Origin of the sequence: Microvirga antarctica, assembly GCF_017921815.1 — a bacterium.
Classification (GTDB): domain Bacteria; phylum Pseudomonadota; class Alphaproteobacteria; order Rhizobiales; family Beijerinckiaceae; genus Microvirga; species Microvirga antarctica.
This window is the reverse complement of sequence record NZ_JAGEMM010000164.1, coordinates 1-284: the sequence shown is the minus strand read 5'-3', so window position 1 is coordinate 284 and position 284 is coordinate 1. Positions and strand designations below refer to the sequence as shown.

Sequence of the window (284 nt, the reverse complement as noted above, 5' to 3'; positions counted from 1 at the left end):
GTTGACCGCCACCAGATCTGCGAGCTCGAGGACACCCTTCTTGATGCCCTGGAGCTGGTCACCGGTACGAGCGAGGGTCAGGAACGTGAAGCAGTCCACCATGTTGGCAACAGTGACTTCGGACTGGCCGACACCCACCGTTTCCACCAGGATGACGTCGAAACCGGCAGCTTCGAGAAGCACGATGGTCTCGCGGGTTGCCTTGGCAACACCACCGAGCGTGCCGGACGTCGGTGACGGCCGGATGTACGCATTCGGTTCGACGGTGAGCCGAGCCATGCGTG

The 284-nt window shown here is 62.3% G+C and carries 1 pseudogene; it reads right to left on the bottom strand.

Going from position 1 to position 284, the window contains the following annotated elements:
• Positions 1-284, bottom strand: a pseudogene (locus J4G32_RS21320) (methylmalonyl Co-A mutase-associated GTPase MeaB); the annotation flags it as partial.